This window comes from Micromonospora sp. NPDC049523 (genome assembly GCF_040676775.1).
GTDB lineage: Bacteria > Actinomycetota > Actinomycetes > Mycobacteriales > Micromonosporaceae > Micromonospora_G.
Window position 1 is genome coordinate 23,724 of record NZ_JBFAPP010000020.1, and the last position, 19,130, is coordinate 42,853.

At 68.1% G+C, this 19,130-nt stretch carries 11 protein-coding genes; 5 read left to right on the forward strand and 6 right to left on the reverse strand.

What is annotated here, in order from left to right; all coding sequences use genetic code 11:
* Positions 1 to 84 precede the first annotated feature (84 nt).
* The 3 genes from AB0J90_RS26735 to AB0J90_RS26745 form a co-directional block, all read right to left on the reverse strand.
* Positions 85 to 948: an SDR family NAD(P)-dependent oxidoreductase gene (locus tag AB0J90_RS26735; RefSeq protein WP_363600335.1), complete on the reverse strand. Its 864-nt coding sequence runs from the start codon at positions 946 to 948 to the stop codon at positions 85 to 87.
* Positions 945 to 1,691 carry an SDR family oxidoreductase gene (locus AB0J90_RS26740; protein ID WP_363600337.1) on the reverse strand — a complete coding sequence of 249 codons (747 nt, stop codon included), beginning with the start codon at positions 1,689 to 1,691 and terminating at the stop codon, positions 945 to 947. The genes AB0J90_RS26735 and AB0J90_RS26740 overlap by 4 nt, the downstream gene beginning before the upstream one ends.
* Before the next feature lie 214 nt (positions 1,692 to 1,905).
* Positions 1,906 to 2,349: a hypothetical protein gene (locus AB0J90_RS26745; RefSeq protein ID WP_363600339.1), complete on the reverse strand. Its 444-nt coding sequence runs from the start codon at positions 2,347 to 2,349 to the stop codon at positions 1,906 to 1,908.
* Between the two features lie 549 nt (positions 2,350 to 2,898).
* Here AB0J90_RS26745 and AB0J90_RS26750 point away from each other — a divergent pair.
* The gene (locus tag AB0J90_RS26750) at positions 2,899 to 4,836 is read left to right on the forward strand and encodes an ABC transporter ATP-binding protein (RefSeq protein ID WP_363600341.1); all 1,938 of its coding nucleotides are present in this window, start codon (positions 2,899 to 2,901) and stop codon (positions 4,834 to 4,836) included.
* A gap of 190 nt (positions 4,837 to 5,026) precedes the next feature.
* On the opposite strand, the gene AB0J90_RS26755 is transcribed toward AB0J90_RS26750, so the two are convergent.
* Positions 5,027 to 5,758, reverse strand: a complete 732-nt coding sequence (locus tag AB0J90_RS26755; protein WP_363600343.1) for an HAD-IB family phosphatase — start codon at positions 5,756 to 5,758, stop codon at positions 5,027 to 5,029.
* A gap of 155 nt (positions 5,759 to 5,913) precedes the next feature.
* Entirely contained in the window at positions 5,914 to 6,270 is a 357-nt protein-coding gene (locus AB0J90_RS26760) for a hypothetical protein (protein ID WP_363600345.1), read from the reverse strand.
* 157 nt (positions 6,271 to 6,427) lie between these two features.
* Between AB0J90_RS26760 and AB0J90_RS26765 the strand changes: the two genes are divergently transcribed.
* Positions 6,428 to 10,342 carry a phosphodiester glycosidase family protein gene (locus AB0J90_RS26765; RefSeq protein ID WP_363600347.1) on the forward strand — a complete coding sequence of 1,305 codons (3,915 nt, stop codon included), beginning with the start codon at positions 6,428 to 6,430 and terminating at the stop codon, positions 10,340 to 10,342.
* 219 nt (positions 10,343 to 10,561) lie between these two features.
* Here AB0J90_RS26765 and AB0J90_RS26770 read toward each other — a convergent pair whose 3' ends face one another.
* Entirely contained in the window at positions 10,562 to 11,779 is a 1,218-nt protein-coding gene (locus tag AB0J90_RS26770; RefSeq protein ID WP_363600349.1) for a hypothetical protein, read from the reverse strand.
* A gap of 337 nt (positions 11,780 to 12,116) precedes the next feature.
* On the opposite strand from AB0J90_RS26770, the gene AB0J90_RS26775 reads away from it, so the two are divergent.
* From AB0J90_RS26775 to AB0J90_RS26785, 3 genes are all read left to right on the forward strand, one after another.
* The gene (locus AB0J90_RS26775; RefSeq protein WP_363600351.1) at positions 12,117 to 13,685 is read left to right on the forward strand and encodes an acetolactate synthase large subunit; all 1,569 of its coding nucleotides are present in this window, start codon (positions 12,117 to 12,119) and stop codon (positions 13,683 to 13,685) included.
* 381 nt (positions 13,686 to 14,066) lie between these two features.
* Positions 14,067 to 17,876, forward strand: a complete 3,810-nt coding sequence (locus AB0J90_RS26780) for a carbohydrate-binding protein (protein WP_363600353.1) — start codon at positions 14,067 to 14,069, stop codon at positions 17,874 to 17,876.
* Positions 17,877 to 18,100: 224 nt separating this feature from the next.
* On the forward strand, positions 18,101 to 19,087 hold the full coding sequence (locus AB0J90_RS26785) for a hypothetical protein (protein ID WP_363600355.1): 987 nt from the start codon (positions 18,101 to 18,103) through the stop codon (positions 19,085 to 19,087).
* The last annotated feature ends 43 nt before the right edge of the window (positions 19,088 to 19,130 follow it).

The window sequence follows — 19,130 nt, forward strand, 5'->3', positions numbered from 1 at the left end:
CCCGGGCGCCGGAGCACGGCGGGGCATCCGTACGCGCGGCCGAGGCACGATCCGCAGATCTGTCGTCGTCCGCCCACCGGCCATTCAGCTCGCCTGTGATTGTGCTGTGCTCGCTCGTCGTCCGTGTCCCGCCAGCGCGAACGGCAGGAGCCGCTCCCAGTAGAGGGCGGCGAGCCGTTTCCGGTTCGAGGGATCGGTGGCGTCGGCGCTCGGTGACACGACACGGTCGTTCTCGAGGTAGGAGCCGGAGGGTACTTCGGCGACTGCCGCGTAGAGGACCCGGGCCGCGCCCTGGGTGGGGGGACCGCCGATCCGGCCCGCCATCGCGGCGCTGAGAGGAGTGTCGTTGAGTCCGGGGCAGAGGGCGACGACACTGACCTGCGTCGACTGGAGTTCTTCCGCGAGCAAGGACGACCACGTCACCATTGCGAGCTTCGCTCGCGCGTACGCGGCCACCGGCGAGTAGCCGTGCTTCAGGTCGATGTCGTCGAAGTGGAACCGCTCGCGGTGGTGGGCGGACGACCCCACGTTCACGATTCGTGCACCCTCGGCCAGCGAAGGCACGAGCAGCCGCGTCAGCAGCGCTGGTGCGAGTGCGTTGACCTGCAGCGTCCGTTCGTATCCAGCCGTCGTGACGATGCGCCGCGGCGCGCCCGGGACTCCGGCATTGTTGATCAACAGATCGATCGTCGACACGAGCGACCTGATCGAGCGGGCCGCCTCGACGACCTCGGAGAGGTGGGCGAAGTCGGCTCTGACGTAGTGGACCTCGGCAGGACCGGACCGGCGGACCTGCGTGAGAGCCTGCTGCACCCCGGCTTCTGCCTCGGGGCCGAGCACGATAAGCGTCTCGGAGATTGCCGCCAGCCGGTGGGCCGTCGCTTTGCCGATGCCGCTCGTGCCGCCGGTGAGCACAACCGTGCCGAACCGCTCCGTAGGAGCCTTCACAGCGCGTAGCCCCCTGCGACCTGGATGTCCTGCCCGGTGATCCATGCGGAATCGTCCGACGCGAGGAACGCGATGACCCTGCCGATGTCCTCGGGCTCGCCCACTCGGCCGAGTGCGGTCCTGGCGGCGATACCTTCGATGATCTCCGGATACTTCTCGAACGCGTCGTCGCCGATGCGCGTGCGAGTCGGTCCTGGGGCGATCGAGTTGACGCGGATTCCCCGAGGACTCAGCTCTTTCGCGAGGAATCGGGTGGCGATCACCAGACCGCCCTTCATCGCCGCGTATCCCGAGTAGCCGGCCTCGGTGTCACCGGGCCGTACCGAACTGCTCGAGGTGTTGATGATCGAGCCGCCGTCCTGGATCAGCGGCAGCAGCGTCTGCGTGAGGAAGTACGGCCCGCGTAGGAGTACGCGGTAATACTGGTCGAACGCGGCCTCGGTCATGTCCTCGAATCTGTGGCCGCCGCCGAAGCCGGCGTTGTTGACGAGTGCGTGAATTTTGTCGGTGCCCCATTCGTCGGCGAGGACCCGCGCGAGTTCGCTCCTGAATGCGGGGAAGGTTTCGCTCTGTCCGATGTCGAGAGGCAATGCGATTCCCCGGCCGCCGTTGTCTCGAATCAGGGAGACGGTTTCCGCTGCGCCGTCGGGGCGGGAGTTGTAGGTGACGACCACCCCCATTCCGCGTGCCGCGATCTCGATTGCGGCGCTGCGCCCGATGCCGGCACTCGCGCCGGTCACCACGGTTACTGCTTGACTGGCTGTTGGTTGGTTCATGTATCTAGGAAAGCGCGAAGGCCTCCCGAGGTGTTAGGGGAATCCTCGCGACTCCTTGCCCAATCCTCGCTTGGTCGTCGGAGTCGGGCGCCGACGCAGGGGTAGCACTGCTCGAATCGGGGCGTGTCGTTGCAGAGAACTGCTGATCCAGCGGGGCGTGGTCGCGCCCCGCTGGCGCCGGTCAGCTCTGCGACGGCTTCGGGGTCGGAGTCTTTCCCGATGCGGTGGGGGTAGGGGTGGGCGTACGCGACGGCGAGGCAGAGGGCGACGAGGACTTCGAGGGGCTGGCCGACGGGAACGGGTTGTCGGTCGGGTAGAAGGTCGGGTTCCCGCTCGGCGTGGGTTGGCCGGACGAGCAGCTACCCGCGGGCGCCCACTTCTCGGGTGCGTAGGCCGGGGCAAGGCCGCCGGACGAAAGGTGCGAAACCTTCGCCCGGTAGATGTTTCCGCCCGATTGGACGAAGTTGTCGATGTAGTACCACACGTTGCCGGTCCACTGCGGCAGGCTGCTGCAGTAACTTGCCGGGCCGGCTTGCGCCTGGATCGTCGGCGTGAGGATCGGCACGGCCATCGCGGCCACCGTCGCGCCGATGACCAGGGTGATTGTCTGACGTCGAGACTTCATGAGGTCCCCTGTGGATCTAGTTGATCATGGTCAGGGGCGATGTTATCAACTGTCCACGATGGACGTAAGGTTTTTGACTGGACGGCCCGTCAATCATGGATCGGGCGCCCGTCGTGCGCCAGTGGCTTCCGGCGACGAGCTGGCTTGGTTGTGTCCTTGCGATCGGAGCAAATGGGGCAGATGATCGTTTACCCGGGTGGCGGCAACGACGTCTGTCGCGGCGAGGGCGGGGGGATCCGGACGCATCGCCGCAGCCTGCAACCAGGGGGCGGGAAAGACTTTCGGTACGAGCTCGGGGCGACGAGCAGCTTTGCCTGGAAGCCCCTGCGCCCCAGGCCTTGGTTGACACACGCGTTCGACACGCCGGTAACTGCGTGACTCGATCTGATTGCTGAACGTAGGCTCCCTGGGCATGGTCCCTCTCCGCTGAGGCCGGAGCCGCCCGTTCGTCGATGCCAGTTCCCCGGCGGTGTGCCGGGTGATTCACGCTGCCCGAGTTCGTTGCCGCCCGTGCTGCCCCGGAGTTCCGCTGCTGCTTGAGGAGGTCGTGTGGAGACTCGGATCCGCCCCTGCCAGTCCTCGGACCAGGACGAGAGTGTCGATGACGCCGACGAGTTGATACTGCCGGAGTTGGAGGATCCCGACTGGATGCACCACGCCCGCGAGGTCGCGCACACGAGCTTCTGGGCGGTGGCCCGCCGCCTGCCCCACCTGGTGGGGGAGGCGATCGGCGTGGCGTGGGCGACCAGCCGTCGGGACACGATCGCCTCGATCGGGTTGAATATCGCCGCTGGGGTGATGACCACCTTCGGGTTGCTGGCCACCACCAGCGTGCTGACCCAACTGTTCGCCGCCGGCCCAACCCCGGACCGGGTACGCGCCGCCCTTCCGGCGCTCCTGGTCGCAGCGGCGGCGGTGATGGCAAAAGGCGGGCTGACGATCGCCGCGGGGTGGGCCCAGGCCCGGCTGGTACCGCAGATCAACTACCGGGTGGAACTGCGGATGTTCGAGGCGACCACGGCGGTCGACCTGGCCGCGTTCGACGATGCCGGGTTCGCCGAGGAAATGGACCGGGCACGGGACCGGGGGATGCGTGAGGCCGCTTCGATCGTCGACAACACCGTCAACCTCATCACGGGTGTCGTCGGTGTGCTCGCGACCGCCGTCGCGGTCGCCGTCATCCAACCGATCCTGCTGCCCTGTTTGCTGCTCGCGGCCGTTCCGGAGGCGATCACCGCGGTGCGGATCGCCCGCCGCCAGTACCTGAACCTGCTGGCCCGAATCACCCGGCGCCGACGGATGTGGATGCTCGCCACCCTGATGGCAAATCGACACACCGCCGCCGAGATCCGCTCCTACCAGATGCGTGAGTTCCTCCTTGGCGAGTACCGGCGGATGATGAACGCCGAGACCCACGCCGATCTCGATCTGGTCCGTTCGCAGACGACCACCCGACTGTTCGGAGCTTCCGTCGCGGGGCTGGCCAGCTTCGCGGTGTACGGCGTCCTCGGCGGACTGCTTCTCGTCGGCTGGGTCGCCCTCGCCGCCGCCGCGACCGCGCTGCTGGCGTTGCAGACTGCACACTCCAGTCTGGGTATCGCGGTTTTCGCGACGAACTCGCTGTACGAGGACGCCCTCTATTACCAGGACTACCGCGATTTCCTCGATCGCGCGCACGGCCGCACCCGCCCATCCGGTGGTCAGCCCGCCAGCGGCTTCGACACGATCGAACTCGACCGAGTAAGCCTGAGCTATCCGGACACCGACACCCCCGCCGTGGACGGGGTCAGCCTGACCGTCCGACGCGGTCAGGTGATCGCCCTGGTCGGTGAGAACGGCTCTGGCAAGACCACCCTGGCCAAGCTCATAGCGGGCCTGTATCGACCCAGTTCCGGCACCATCCGCTGGGACGGCACCGACACCGCCGATATCGACCCCGACAGCCTTGCCTCGCACGTCGCGGTGATGACCCAGGAATGGTGGAAGTTTCCCTTCACGGCGAGGCAGAACATTCTCATCGGGCGGCACGACGGGCCGGTGAACAGGCCGGGCCCGAGCATGGAGGACGCCGCCCGAGCCGCCGCGGCGCACGACATGATCCTCGACCTGCCCTACGGCTACGACACCCTGCTCGACCGCGAGTTCAAGAACGGCCACGACCTGTCCGGAGGCCAGTGGCAACGCCTCGTCGCTGCCCGCAGTCTCTACCGGGACGCCCGCCTACTGGTCTGCGACGAACCCTCGGCCGCCCTCGACGCGCGCGCCGAACACGCGATGTTCCAGCACCTTCGCCGCCACCCCGACCGCCTGATCGTCCTGATCACCCACCGGCTCGCCAACGTCCGGCACGCCGACCAGATCTACGTCATGCGCGAGGGACGACTCGTCCAGCAGGGCAACCACGACGAACTCATGGCCCAGGACGGGCTCTACCGTGAACTGTTCGACCTGCAGGCCGCCGGCTACCTGCCGGAGTCCGCGCCATGATGTGCCGTACCCGTCGGGGCTCACCTCCTGCTTCGCCGTCCGGGTGGCCGACGGCGAACCGATCCTGGGCGACGACGAACTCTCCTGCGCCTGCCCGGTCATGGTCGGCCTGGACCGGGTGCCTATGCCGCGGCTTCGGACCGACACGCCGGGCTGCCCATCCCGACGATGATCGTCGTCTGCGACTCAGCTATGGGATAGCCGGTGCCGCTCGGAGACCGGTTCGAGCCTCCGAGGTGCGGTTGTGCGTGGCTCGGGTGGCTGGTTCGAGGATGATGCGGGAGATCTCGTCGATAGACGCTGCGGGGAGATGCCAGGTCGGTGTGAAGTCGTCGGGCAGTGTGGTGCCGACGTAGATCGAGATTCGGGCCGCGCGAAGCATCGGCACGTCATTTGGCGTGTCACCCACGGCCGCGATCTGCTCCGCGGGAATGTCGAGGGCGCTGGCGTATTCGGCGAGCAGGGTGGGTTTGGTGGCCGGGAAGACGTGTCGGTACCCGCCGTTTCCGTCGGGTTCGCTGCCGAAGTGTGCGTCGACGCCGAGGCGGCCGGCGAAGTAGGCGACGTTCGGGGCGTGGGCGAGGGACACGATGACAGTGGCGATTCCGGCCGTGCGTAGCGCGGTGATCCCCTCGATCGCGCCGGGCGCCAGCGGGATGCCGGCGAGCGCCGCTTCCATGTCCCCGAGGCTGAGATGCTTCAGGTACTCCCACATGCCGAGCCGCGCCGCGATGAGCTCCTGCTCGGTACGCGACTGTTCCCAGACGGACATCTGAGCGGCAAAACCGAATACGTCGGCGATGGCCTCCATGCACGTCTGCCCACGGGTGAGGGTGCCATCGAGGTCGAAGGCGACCAGCCGAATCCCGGCCGGGGTGTCGGCAGGATCCCGCTGATCAGGGCCAGTGCGTTGGTACGGCATGGATGCTCCGAGTCAGGTCGTACCGTCTGCTGGCATCGGCGGCGTAGCCGATCCAGCCGCCGCTGCTGACACCTTGTCAGACGGCGGTGGTCGGGAGAAACCCTGATGCACTGCCGAACCTGCGGTCGAGGTCATGGCCTGGCCGGCCCGGCCGGTTACCTGCTGAGCAATTCGACGAGCGTGTTGTCAGCCTGGGCCAGGATCGGTGGCCCGGTCAAGGGCGTGGTCAGGACCCGCTGGCAGTGGTCGAGTTCGACGTAGACCTCGCCGCCGATGCCGTCCTCGGCGGCTCGCAGCAGGGCGAACCGCTCAGCGGCGTCCGAGCACTCCTCGGCAGGAGGTAGCGCCGCCAGCGTCGCGTTCGACGTACCAGCCGGTGCTGAACAGTGGGGATCCCGGCTCGAACGTCGACTTCGACGCCGGTCGGCCGAGGGCGGTGACGACGGGCGGTTCGTACGGCGGCGATGACCGTCCCGTAGGTGGTCACCCGCTTGCTGCGGCTGATTCGTCACGGCGGGAGCCGCCGTACGTTCCCTGCGTGGACTTCATTGGCTGGTCAAAGCCGATTCATCTCGGATTCGGCCAAGATCGTTAACGTGGCCCCGATCCCCGTGTCGAGCGGGGCGTAGCGCGCCTCAGCGCCCGCTGTCTATCGAGTTGAGGATCCAAGTGAGATCGAGAGTCATAACCCTCAGGCGTTTCACGCCGCTGGTGGGCGTGCTCGCCACGGCGGTCACGCTGATGGCGTCTCCGGCGGTTGCGCAGGCGAACCCGGTGCAGCCGGACGCGCCCGTCACCGGCGGGCTTCCGTTGGTCAACACCACCGAGAAGATCGGTCCCGGAATCGGCCTCCAGCACCTGAAAGCGCTGGACCGGAGCGGTTGGTACGACGCGCAGTTCCTGACCGTGGACCTGTCCAACAGCGCGGTCAGCACGGACCTGCTGACCTCGGGCCCGGTCGCCTCGGGCGGCCCGCTGAGTGTCGCGGCGAACAAGGCCGGCGCCGTGGCCGGCGTCAACGGCGAGTTCTTCGACATCGGCAACAGCAATGCCGCGCTCGGCGGCGAGATCCAGGACGGCCAGCTGCTGAAGACGGCGGACATCGGCGGACGGCAGCACGTCGGGGTGAGCCGGGACGGAATCGCCCAGCTCGTCGACCTCGCCGTCGACTCGAACGCGAACTTCGCCGGCGCGGACCACAAGGTTTTGTCGATCAATGCCGCCAACGGCGCCGGGGTACCCGCCGACGGCCTGGTCGCCTTCACCGGCGTCTGGGGGACCTACAGCCGTAACCGTGGGTTCACCGGCGTCGACGTCAGCCAGATCGCCGAGGTCCTGGTCTCGGGCGGCAAGGTCGTCTCCGTCACGCCCAGCGGACCGGCAGGTTCCGGCGCGATCCCGGACGACAGCTTCGTACTCGTCGGTCGCGATGCCGCGGCGACGGCGCTGCGCGCGCTGCAGCCGGGCGACCCGGTCACGCTGAAATACTCGCTGTCGAACGACGTGGCCAAGACGATGAAGTTCGCGCTCGGCGACGGCGGGACGATCGTGTCCGGCGGGAAGGTCGTTCCCGGTCTGGACACCTCGATCGCGCCGCGCACGGCGCTCGGTTTCAAGGACGGCGGCCGCACCCTCGTACTCGCCACCTGGGATGGTCCGGGCGGCACCGGCAAGGGCGGCGTCGGCATCGACAAGGAGGCACGCGACCTCGCCGCCATGGGTGTCGAGACGGCGGTCAACCTGGACGGCGGCGGCTCCACGACGATGGTCGCCCGTGCGCTGGGCGCGAGCGAGACGACCGTACGGAATGTGCCGTCCGACGGCCAGGAGCGCAACGACCCGAACGGCGTCGGCGTGTTCGTCGCCCCGGGCGACGGCAAGCTCCACCAGCTCCTGATCAAGCCGGCCGCGGCCGGGGCGTCCGGTGACGGCGGTGTGAAGGTCTTTCCCGGGCTGCGCCGTACGCTGCTCGCCCAGGGCCTCGACAACCACGAGACGCCCGTCGCGGTCGATCCGGAATCGGTCCGCTGGAACGGCGGCGGTACGCCCGTGAAGTCCGGCGTGCTGCAGGCACCGGCGCGGGCGTCCGGCCGGATCTCGGTCACCGCCACCGTCGGTCGCACGACCGCCTCGACAAAGGTCGACGTGCTCGGCGACCTCGACAGCGTGGAACTGTCGACCGGTCGCCTCTCCATCGCCGACGCGACGCCCGACGCCGCGGCCACGGTGAGCGTCACCGGCCGCGACGGCCAGGGCTACACCGCTCCGATCGACCCGGCCGACCTCACGCTGGACTACGACCACGCCGTCGTCGACGTCCAGCCGTCCGCCGGCAAACTGAAGATCATCCCGGTGAAGGCCGCCGGCACGATCCTGACCATCTCCGTCGCGGGCAAGTCGGTACAGCTGCCGATCACGATCGGCGTACAGAACGTGTCGGCGTACGACTTCGCCGACGACGTGCTCGCACGGTGGCGCAACAACAGCACCGCCGCGACGACGTTCTCCAAGGATCCCGACGGCCTGCGGATCGACTTCGCCGCGATGCGCAACGTCGGCATCGCCGCGACCTCCACGGCCAACCGCGTGACGTTGCCGGGTCAGCCGCTGCGCGTGCGGGTACGGATCAAGTCCAGCATCGCCGTGCCGAGCGGGTTGACCTACCTGGGTTACACCGACGCCGCAGGCAAGGGTACGGGCGTCTACGGAACGGCGCTGGTGGCCAGCGACGAATGGCAGTACGCGACGTTCGCGCTGCCGGCCAACACGACGTTCCCGATCTCGATCTCGAGCTTCCAGGGGATCAACACCAGCGTGCCGCAGCAGCGCGCGGGTACGTTCGTCCTCAACCGCATCGAGGCCGACGTCCCGACGTCGATCGACCTCCCGGCGCAGCCGGACCTGCAAGCGGACCCGATCGTGTCGACCGACGGCTCGCTGAAGCACGCCACGGGAACCTGGACCTTCGCGTCGCTGTCGGACGTGCAGTTCACCGCGGACAACCCGAACCTGACCCAGGTCGCGACGGCGGCCCTGCACCGTATCCGGCAGACCAACCCGGACCTGGTGATCCTCAACGGCGACATCACCGACCGTGGTCTGCCGCAGGACCTCGCGCTGGCTCGGCAGGTGCTGACCGACGCGGGCTGCGATCTGGTTCCGGTCGGCCAGGAGCCGGCCGAGGACAGCACGCCCGACCCGAGCACCGGCAAGGTGCCGTGCTACTACGTCCCGGGCAACCACGAGTCGTACGGGCTCAACAACACCCAGTCGGACCTGTCGGCGTTCAAGGCGGAGTTCGGGCAGCCGTACCGGACGTTCGACCACAAGGGCACGCGGTTCATCCTGCTGGCCAGTTCCCTGGGTACGCTGCGCGGCACCGCCTGGGACCAGTTGCCGATGATGCAGCAGGCACTCGACGACGCCAAGCGTGACGAGTCGGTACGCAACGTCGTCGTGGCCGCCCACCACCCGGTGGACGACCCGGCCGAGACGAAGTCCAGCCAACTCGGTGACCGCGACGAGGCGGCGCTCGTGGAACGGCTGCTCACGGACTTCCGCGACGAGACCGGCAAGGGCGCGGTGATGTTCGGCTCCCACGCCCAGATCGCGAACGTCCACCGCGTCGAGGGTGTCCCGTACGTCGTGCTGCCCTCGTCGGGCAAGGACCCGTACGGCACACCGGACCGGGGCGGTTTCACCGGCTGGGTCGACTGGTCGGTGGACAGCCGCCGTAACGCCAACCAGCAGTGGCTCGAGGCGGACGTACGGGCCTTCGCGCAGTCGATCACGTTGAACGCGCCGGAGACCCTCGACCCGCAGCAGACGGCGCAGCTCAGCGGCAGCATCGTCCAGCCCCAGGGTGTATCCACCGGTTCGCGCGTCGTACCTCTGCGATACCCGATGTCGGTGCACTGGAGCGGATCGTCGAGCCTGGCGATCGGCAGCGGTACCGAGGCCATCGCCAACGCCCGCAGTGCCGGCAAGGTCGCGATCCTCGACCCGCAGACGCAGACGCTCAAGGCACTGCGCCGCGGTTCGGTGACGGTCACGGTGACGAACGACTCGATGCGCCAGTACACCGACAGCGCCTCGCTCGCGCCGATCACCGCCTCGAAGACGATCCAGGTCGGACCGCCGCCGCCCGCCGGGCCGAAGTTCTCCGCCACCACCCCGGTGTTCACCGCGCAGCCGGTGGGCGCCTCCGGCCAGGTGCAGAAGGTCACCGTCACCAACACCGGCGACCAGGCACTGCGAATCCTCTCGACGGCCGTCGAGAGCACCAGCCTGGAACCACGGGACGCGTCCCGTGCCGACGGTGACCGGAAGGTGTTCCATGTCGACCGCGACCAGTGCTCGGACCGTACGATCGCCCCGGGGCGCACCTGCACCGTGTCGGTGCGCTTCAACCCGACGCAGCCGGACCTGACCTCGACGGCGTCGCTGGTCTTCCGTACGAACACGGTCGAGCGCCGCGAATTGGTTCCACTGAGTGCGACGAGCACCGAGTTCCAGTGGTGGAGCCTGGGTGGAGACGGTCCGGCCGGGTATCTGAGCCCGACCGGCTCGGCCCGCACCGAGTAGCTCCGGACCTGGCCCGCACAGGTTCGCAGACCAGCACCGGGCGGAGTCGGGCGCCAAATGCCCGATCCCGGTAGCGCGGGGCCCCGACGGATGTCGGGGCCCCGCCACCCATCCGGCCATCCGGCCTTGGCGGCCGAGGGCCCGACCGACAGGCCCCGGTGGGCGACGTCGACGACACGTACGGCCGGTGCCCCGCGCGGGACACCGGCCGTACGTGCGTCAATAGATCGACGGCATGAGGTAGATCATTCGGCCGGGGGACGATCCACTGGTGATGTGTTCGGTCACCGACCAGAGGTGCCCGGTGGACTGCCAGATGGAGAGGTCTTCCGGGCCGATCGGGATCTTGCGTGGGCTGCCGTTGAGATTGAGGGTGCTGCCGGAGGGCAGTGCCTTGTACAGGTTGCCGCTCCTGGTATTACCGTCGCTCTGGTTGAAGTAGAAGTTGATGCCGTTGGTGGCGGCGCCCTGGACGTTGCTCACCGGAAGGTTCCAGGCCGCGTCGGGTACGCCGTTCGTCGGCACGTGGTCGGTCATGTTGTACGCCACCAAGCGGCCGTTGGCCGCCGCGCCGCCCGGGCAGTACTCGCCGACGATCAACCGGTCAGGGACGGCTGTCCGGTCGAGGCTGATGTAGGAGAACCGGGGGTCGGCTCCGGTGCTGAGGCAGAAGTTCGCCGACTTGCTGGCCGTCGGCCGTTGCCAGAATCCGATCTGCATCATCGCGTACTTGTAGGTGGAGGCGCAGTAGCTGTCCGGGGCGGTGCCGGCATCGGCCGTGTCGACCCAGCCGATGCCACTGCACGTCGTCGTGCCGTTGGTCGAGGCACCGAGGTCATAGATGTGCTTCATACCGAAAACGCGAATTCCCCAGTTCGTGTCCACCACGTAGAGGTAGTCCCCGTACCAGACCATGCCGCCGGCATGCAGGTCGTCGAGAGCCTTGAAGTTGTACCGGCCGAGCGCGCTGTCCCAGTACGGATTCGCCAGCAGCACGTGCCGGTACGCGTCCGTGGCGGTGTTCATCACCGATATTCGAGCCCCGCTGGAACCCTCGTGGTACCAGCCGACGATCAGCCCCTGTTGTCCGTTCCAATCCTCGTCGCCGAGGGCGTCGGAGACGGTGGTGACCGCCTGCGGGATCCACGCGGTGGGGTCCAGGTCGGGGCCGGGACGGAGGCTGCTGGTGTCGGTCGACGCGAAGCAGTACCAGGCGATCGGTGTGGACTGGCCCAGTGCGTTGCTGCAGCTGCTTCCCCGGTAGGCGGCGGTGTGGTTGCCGTCCTGGAGGACCGCGGTCATGGTCGCCTTGACCATCGGAATCGCGTCGGCCGCAGGGTAGGACGTCCAGGACAGGGTGAAGTCGCCGATCGTGTCGGCCTGCGCGGCGGGTGCCGACACGGTGACACCGAGGGTCGTGACGAGAAGTGTGGCCATCGAGGCCGCGGTGTGCCGTAGCCAACGGCGTGGGGGATGGTCTTGTGTCATGGGTGGCGTCCTCCTGGTTAACGGCGGGTGACACGTTCGTTGCCGAGTCCTTGTGTTCGGCTGAACGGGACCCAATCGAACCTGGCCGGAGTGCCGAGATCCTTGAGGAGGTCTTGAATCGGCTGGACGGGCCCGTCCGCCCGGCTCGAGCGGGCCGGGACGGGGCGGTCGGGTGGAGTTGCGAATGCTGCCGATTGGTCCTGGTTCGGGCGGCTACGCTGCTGGTACGAGTCTTCTGCCGCCCCGGCTGCTGGGCCTGGCGGCGAGCCGAAGGGTGGTGGCGGTGGTGAACGGGGCGGAATCGCTGCTGCGTACGCTCGCCGACGCGGGGGTCGAGGTCTGCTTCAGCAACCCGGGTACGACGGAGTTGCATCTGGTCGGTGCGCTGGACACGACGCCGGGGATGCGTTCCGTACTCGGGCTGTTCGAGGGTGTGGTGACCGGCGCGGCCGACGGGTACGCGCGGATCGCGGGCAAGCCGGCCGCGACGCTGCTGCACCTCGGACCGGGACTCGGTCATGGCCTGTCGAACCTGCACAACGCGCGGCGGGCGAACTCGCCAATCGTGAACATCGTCGGCGACCACCCGACGTACCACAAGCCGTTCGATCCGCCGCTGGAGTCGGACATCGAGACTGTCGCACGTTCGCTGCGGGGACCGGTCCGCCGGCCCGAGAACGCCGCCGGCGTACGCCACGACGCGGTGTCCACGCTCGCCGAGGCGCTCGAACCGCCGGGCCAGATCGCCACCCTGATCATGCCGGCCGACGTGTCGTGGAGCGACGGTGTCGCCGCCGACAGCGGCGGGGACCGCCCCGAGGCCCGACCCCGGCCGGCGCCGGCCGTCAATCCCGCCGCAATCGAGCGGATCGCCGAGGTGCTGCGCGGCGGGGAGCAGACGGCACTGGTCATCGGCGGGCCGGTGGGCCGGGCGGCCGGATTGCGTGCGGCGAGCCGGATCGCGGACGGCACCGGGGCCCGGGTCTTCCTGGAGACCTACTCCAGCCGGGTGGAGCACGGCGGCGGCCTGCCGTGGTTCCCTCGGCTCGGCTTCTACCCGGATCAGGTCCTGGGACAACTCCACGGGGCTCGGCACGTGATCGTCGCCGGCACCACGGTGCCGGTGGCGTTCTTCGCCTATCCGGACAAGCCAAGCTGTCTGGTCCCGGACGGCGCGCAAACCCACGTGCTCGCGGAGGTCGGCCAGGACGCGGTCGGCGCGCTGACCGCGTTGGCCGATCTGGTCGCCCCCGGTCAGGAACCGACGGTGACCGAGCCGGGTCGTCCGCCGATGCCCGCCGGGGCGCTCACCGTCGAGACGTGGCCGGCGGTGATCGGGGCACTCCTGCCGGAGCACGCGATCGTCGTCGACGAGACCATCAGCTCCGGGATCGGAGTGCCGGTGGCGACCGCTGGCGCACCCCGCCACGACGTGTTGGCGATGTGCGGGGGAGCGATGGGCGAGGGTCTGCCGCTGGCCGTCGGCGCTGCCGTCGCGGCTCCGGACCGGCCGGTGATCGCGCTCGAAGCCGACGGTTGCGCGATCTACACCATCTCCGCGCTCTGGACCCAGGCCCGGGAGGGCCTGAACGTCACCAACGTGATCCTGAACAACCGGTCGTACGCGATCCTCCGCGAGGAGTGGCACCACCTGGGCGCCGGCTCGTCGAACCCGCACACCAACAAGCTGCTCGACCTCTCCGGACCGGACATCGACTTCGTCGGGCTCGCCCGCGCGTTCGGCGTGCCCGCAAGCCGCGCCACCACCGCCGAGGAGTTTGCCGAGCAGTTCAGCCGGGCGGTCACCGAGCCCGGCCCGCACCTCATCGAAGTGATCATCCCGCCGACAGCGTGACCGCAACCATCACGACGACGATTCGACGCATTCGCAGGCGAGCTGCTTCGTTCGAGTCGAACACCGCCGGTTGGGCGTCGAGGCACGGGTAACTCGACGGGGTTGGCGCCATCACCCCCGGTGATCGGGGCGAGTCGGTCGAACAGTCAAACCAGGATCAGATACAGCACTCCGAACGTCATGTGCAGATCGCGTGGCAGCCCGCCGACGCCCAGCTCACGTCGTGTGCGCTGGCGGCGGAACGGCACATGATCGCGATGTCAACGTTGGATCTTGCGCGACGGAGCGGGAGGCTGCATGATGCGGGAAAGCGCTTGCCCAACGGAGGGCGAAGCGAGATGGAGAACCAAAGTGCGAAAGACGCTGCGTAAACTCGTACCCTTGCCCCTGACCCTCGCCCTGGCCGTGAGCCTGTCCCCGTACGGCCTCAACTCTCCCGCTGCGAGCGCGGCCACTGCGTCCAGTCCGCGCCAGATGGAGTTTCTGACCCGCGGCCTGGTCGCCGCCCAGACCGCAGACGGGATATTCCTGAGCTGGCGCTTCCTGGGCAACGAACCTGACGGCATCTCCTGGAACGTCTACCGCAAAGACGGCAGTGCGGACTTCGCGAAGATCGCCACCATCGCGCCCAGGGACGTTCAGCCCGAAAGCGACTACGCCACGAACCCCGGCATCGTGAAAGAAGACGTCACCCCGTCCAACTACACCGACCCGGACGGCGCCCTCACCTCCATCTACGAGGTCGCTCCGGTCATCGGCGGCGTCGAGGGCGAGAAGCAGGGCATGAGCGTGCCCATGCTGTCAGCCCTGGCGGGCCAGGCAGGCCAGGCCAACAGGGGAGCGGCGAGTTACATCCCGCTCAAGCCCGCGCCGGCACCCGTGCCGCTCGCCCACTTCACCTACCGCGGCCAGCGGTTCGGCCCGGGCACCAACATGAACGCGGCCAACATGGTCATCCCGGGTACCGAGAACCAGAACTGGTACGTCGTCGACATGGACCTGCTCAGAGGCTTCCGTGTGGCGTACGACGACCAGACGACCGTGACCCAGGAGCAGCTCGACCGTTGGGTCGCCTCGCTCAACGAGCACAACCTGACCCCCAACGCTCTCGGCGTCGCCACCTACACCACCGCCCGGCCGCTGACGAACGCCCTCGTGAACGGCAAGATCACGGAAGCGCTGTACAAGGAGCTGGAAGCCGAGTTCGTCAAGTACGTCGAGAACCTGGACGCCGGCACCTCGCTTCCCTACGCGAAGACCGACACCGGCGCGATCCACACGTCGCAGAGCAGCGCCTACTCCACGCATGACATGACGGTGGGCGATTTCGACGGCGACGGCGAGTACGAGATCGTCGTCAAGTGGCGCAGCACCCAGCAGGACCCCATGTACTCCGAGCCGATCTTCGGCGGCAGCAACACCACCACCGCCCCCGAATACGTCGACGTGTACAAGCTGGACGGCACCCTGCTGTTCCGCGTGGACATGGGCTACAACGTGCGTGCTGGCAACGACCACGAGACCACCCTGTTCGCCGAGGACTTCGACGGTGACGGCAAGTCCGAGTTGATGCTCAAGACCGCCCTGGGCACCCGGGTCGGCAACTGGGACGAGGCGTCGCAGTCCGTCGTGTATCCGGATTCGGGCGTCGTCGGCGGCCAGGACGGCCTGAACGCCACCACGGACAAGTTCAAGGAGTACTTCACCACCGGCAACACCGGTGCGCTGGACACCTACTGGTCGCTGCTGAACAGCTTCGCCATCAGCTACCGCGTCCCGGTAGCCGGGGGCGGCAACGACGGACCGAACGATCCGGCTCTCAAGCGTTGGATCAAGACGTACCACGTCGGCCCGATCGGTCCGGCAAAGGACGACCAGGAGTTCTTCTCGGCCTTCAAGTGGGACGCCAACGCCGGCAAGGGCGTGCTCGTGGACAGTGCCGCGTACCCGTTCCGCTACGAGGGCAGCGTCGACGGCGACAACTGGGCCATGACGCCTGCCACCCAGCGCGGCAACTTCTCCTACCTGGCCTTCCCTGGCCCGGGCGCCGGCAGCGGCCCCGCGGATTACAAGTCGCAGATGATGGCCCCCTCGGAGGCCTACTGGCTCGAGCACCCCTGGAAAGCCGCCGTGTGGGGTGACGCGCAGGGCAACCGCGCCAACCGCTACGTCGGTGTCGTGGCAGCTCTGGACGGCAAGCACAACTATGCCGTCTCCCAGCGCGGCTACTACGCAAGGACGACGATGGCCGCCTTCACCATCGTGGACGGCAAGGTGAAACTCCAGGCCAGCTTCGACTCGGCCGACCCGCAGTACTGGTCCCTCGGCGGCAGCGCCTACGACTACCAGAACCGCGGCAACCACCAGACCCAGTCCGGCGACCTCGACGGCGACGGCCGGGACGAGATCGTCATGAAGGCCATGGTCCTCGACCTGAACGCCGACGGCACCAAGATCTTGCCCGAGGTGGTCAACGGCGACACCATGCCCACGATCGAGGGACAGAACAGCGTTCCTCCGGTTGCCAACAGCTTCGAGTTCGCCACCGACGCCGTACGGAACAACCCGCTGAACGTGTGGGCCCCGCTGCGCCACGGCGACCGCAGCGCGCTGCTCCCGGTCGACAAGAACGACGACATCCGCATGTGGTCCGGCAGCGAGGAAAACCTGTTGGACGACATCCGCACCGGACATCAGCTTGGCTGGATGCCCGGCCCGGAGGCCCACGACCCGATGAAGGGTATGCGGCGCAACGAGCAGGGCGAGATCGTCCACGAGAACTCGATGGTCTTCGGCGTGTACGCCGGAACCGACGCCGAGGGTGCCGTGGCCGGCAACTTCTCCAACCGCTGGCCGGGTGCGCAGGGATTCTCGCAGAACGGTGCCAGGAGCATGGTCACCGGCGAGCTCCTGAACGGCAGCAGCAACGTGAGCAGCGGCCAGTACGCCATCTGGTTCGGCGGCGGCCTGACGGCCATGGCCGCGAGCAACGCGACCATCAGCACGGTCAACGACCTGACCTTCGCGACCTCCTCGTATCTCGCGACCGGTCTTACGTCGACCGGCAACAAGAGCACCCCCACGCTCAAGGCCGACCTGATGGGCGACTGGCGCGAGGAGCTCGTTCTCCGGGCCAGCGGCAACCGCCTGGCCATCGTCACGACGCTGTCGCCGACCGAGTACGGCATCCGTACGCTGATGCACGACCCGATGTACCGCATGGGCGTCGCCAACAAGAACACCGGCTACGACCAGTTCGGATTCGCCAGCTTCTACCTGGGCGACGAGGCTGAACTGCCCGCGATGAGGACCGACATCGCTGTCCCGGGGGCGCCGGACAAGACCGCTCCGGCGATCACGGTGAAGCCGGAGTCGAAGGGTAAGGACGGGGTCTACAGCAACGTCTCGTTCAAGCTGTCCGACGCCGGCAAGATCGACAAGTTGACCCTGAACGGGGTCGAGAAGAACCTGACCGACAGCACCTACTCCGATCTCAACGGCGTCAAGCCGGGCACGTTCGGTGGCAAGGCGGGCAGCAACGAGCTGAAGGTGTACGACGTGGCGGGCAATGTCACGACGCTGACCTTCGTGCTGGACGTCACGGGTCCGACGGTGACGGTGAAGGACGGCGCGACCGACACGATCGGCACCGCCGCGGCCGGGTACGAACTGGCGTCGTTCAAGCTGTTCGACGCGTACAAGGTCGACAAGCTCACCCTGAACGGGGTGGAGAAGGACCTGGCCGACAACACCTACTCGGACCTCAACGGGGTGAAGCCCGGAGCGTTCGGGGCGGTGCTCGGGGCGAACGAGCTGAAGGTGTACGACGTGGCGGGCAACGCCACGACCGTGACCTTCACGCTGGTCGAGCCGAAGCCGGCGATTCCGGCCTGGGACTCGAAGAAGGCGTACAACAACGGTGACCAGGTGTCCTACAACGGGGCGACCTACGTCGCCCAGTGGTGGACGCAGAACGAGAAGCCCGGTAGCACTTCGACCGGCTCGTGGGCGGAGCAGGGCGTCCTCGTCCCCGCGGCCGGGGCCGGTGTCCGGGCCTGGACCGCGTCCTGGGTCTACACCGGCGCCGAGGTGGTCTCGTACAACGGACACACCTGGAAGGCCAAGTGGTGGACCCGGAACCAGCAGCCGGGCGATCCTAACGGCCCGTGGCAGGACCTCGGCACGTACTGACAACTGAAGGCAGGGGGAGGGCCGGTCCGCAAGGGCCGGCCCTCCCTGTGTCGCACCGGTCTTCGACGAGAGGGCCGCGCCCGGCTGTCGCGGTCTCGATGCCGATGATCGCCTGGCCGTTTGTCCACTGTGCACTGTCAATTCGATCGGTTAGCGTGCTTGCACGGGGGACCCGAGGTCGGGCGGTTCCTGGGCGCCTCTGCGACGACCAAAGGGGAGCAAGCATGAGGAAGTTCCTGCCGCGCCGGCTCGGGCTGGTGCTCACTCCGGTACTCGTCGTCGTGTTGGCCGTCGGCACCCCGGCGTACGCTGCGCAGGCCGGCGGCCCGACCGGCGCGACCATCACGACCAGGCTGGTCTCACGCGCCACCGATCTACCGGTGCCGAACATCTGTGTCTTCGCGACCCCGGTGCTGTCCTTCAGCTGGCCGGACCTCTGCCCGGCCCGCAGCGACGCTGACGGCCGTGTTCAGGTGGAGGTGTCGGCGGCCGGCGCGTACAACTTGTTCGTGTTGCCGGACTCGGGCAGCCGGTACGGCGCCCAGTGGGTCGGCCCGGATGGTGGCACCGGATCGCAGAAGACCGCCCGGCGGATAACGCTGGACACCGGCGAGACGACGCCGGTGCCGAAGATCAAGCTGGATGACCGAGCCACCATCGTCGGGCAGCGGCGTCCCGGCCCGGGGCCGCAGATCGTGAACGGCACCGTCGGCATTGTCAGCCCCACCCCGGACAACCGCCGAGACCTGCGCTACTCGCCGATCGCCGACGACGGCTCGTTCCGCATCGACTGGCTCGGCCCGTACGAGTGGCCGTTGCTGTTCAAGTCCGACCAGCACCCGTACCAGTGGAGCGGGCAGGTGGGCAACCGGTTGCTTGCCGACCTGGTTCCGGCGACGGTCGGCGCTACGGAGCCGTACCTCTTCAGGCTCTCCAGCGGAACCTATGTCGGCGTGCGCATTCCGGACGAGCCACCGGGTCCGCTCCGCCTGCTGATGCGTAACGTGGTGACCGGGGAGGTGGTGGCCGTCGGGGAGGACGACGACGCCAGCCACCACGTCCGGCCCATGGTCCTCGGCGGTCAGCAGGTCAAGTGGGAGTGTCTCTGCCCGAGCGGCGTCCGCTGGCACGGCGGCACCGACTTCGCCAGTGCCACCCCAGTGGTGATCCACACCATGACACTGCCGTATCTGACCTTCGAAGGACCGTAGGACGGCTCGGCCCGACGAGGTGGACGGCACGGTCACACTGATC

Bases quoted from the DNA above. Each gene is read 5' to 3' on its own strand.
- AB0J90_RS26745 (WP_363600339.1), bottom strand. From the start codon at position 2,349: ATGAAGTCTCGACGTCAGACAATCACCCTGGTCATCGGCGCGACGGTG.
- AB0J90_RS26755 (WP_363600343.1), bottom strand. From the start codon at position 5,758: ATGCCGTACCAACGCACTGGCCCTGATCAGCGGGATCCTGCCGACACC.
- AB0J90_RS26770 (WP_363600349.1), bottom strand. From the start codon at position 11,779: ATGGCCACACTTCTCGTCACGACCCTCGGTGTCACCGTGTCGGCACCC.
- AB0J90_RS26785 (WP_363600355.1), top strand. From the start codon at position 18,101: ATGAGGAAGTTCCTGCCGCGCCGGCTCGGGCTGGTGCTCACTCCGGTA.